Source organism: Plantactinospora endophytica (genome assembly GCF_016862915.1).
In the GTDB taxonomy this organism is placed as follows: Bacteria; Actinomycetota; Actinomycetes; order Mycobacteriales; family Micromonosporaceae; genus Plantactinospora; species Plantactinospora endophytica.
Map to the genome: position 1 here is coordinate 1 of NZ_BONW01000083.1, position 994 is coordinate 994.

The 994-nt window shown below is 68.3% G+C and carries 1 protein-coding gene; it reads left to right on the forward strand.

Annotation, left to right across the window (positions count from 1 at the left end; genetic code table 11):
- Positions 1-119 precede the first annotated feature (119 nt).
- Entirely contained in the window at positions 120-977 is an 858-nt protein-coding gene (locus Pen02_RS41420; RefSeq protein WP_203871683.1) for a hypothetical protein, read from the forward strand.
- Positions 978-994 lie beyond the last annotated feature (17 nt).

A 994-nucleotide genomic window follows, 5' to 3' on the forward strand; every position in this document is an offset into this window, starting at 1 on the left:
CTGCGAAGCGTGACGGCGGCGCGCACGAACGGTGACACGTGTGCGTTGCGATCTGTGGTCTCGGTGGTTGGCGTCCGGCACGCCTGTCATGATCGTCGAGTCGGCGTGGGAGGGCTCGGATGGTCGAATGGCTCGAGGAGGTCTGGTCTCGAACCCACGCTGTGCAGATCGTCGAAGGCGGTGAGGGCGGCGGTCCTCTTCTCGGCCGCGCGGTTCTGGCTGAGTTGGTGGACGCTGTGTCGGTCGACGCCGTGCGTGTGTTGACCACGACGGGTCGTTTCACCGGTGACGTCTGCCGTTGTCCGGGTGGGCTGACGGTCATGCTCCGTGATATTGCGGGCGCGGTGCTTGCCAGCGCTAGCCTGCACGGCTACGGCTCGGTCAGTTGGGAGCGGTCGTGGTGGCGTAACGACCTGGTCGTGGCGGATCCTGCGGCGCTCCACCTGTTCCTGGCCGGCCACGGGGTACCGAATCAGCTGACCGCTCTCCTGGCGCCGTTGGCCGACTTGCTGAACCTGCACGAAGGCCGCCCGCAGTTCCGGCCTGCGGGGAAGGCAGGCAAGCGGTACCTGACCGAGCGTGGGGTTCCTGACGTGCTGCATCCTGTGTTGGTCGCCGTCACCGGTCAGCAATCCGGCGAGCTGTCCGATGCGCAAGTCGATGACGCCCGTCGGCGGCTGACCGCCGCCATGCCGTCGCCCGCAGGCAGGGCCGCGGTCCTGTTGTCCTGGCTGGGTCGGCTCTGCATCCCGGCCGAGGCGCTCTGGGGCGAGGGCGTACTGGTACGGCAGCTACTCGCCGATCTCGCGCCGCCCGACATCGCGACCGCCGTCGCCGAAACCCGTACCGGAGAGGTTGCGATGGGCGTGGTCAACCTGGTCATGCATTCCGGCGACGACGGCATGCTGGCAACAGCCGTCGACCCGACGCTGCGTCAACTGTTCCCGCCGGCACCTGCCACCGGCACCGTGCGATAGCCGCCGAGCGATCGGTT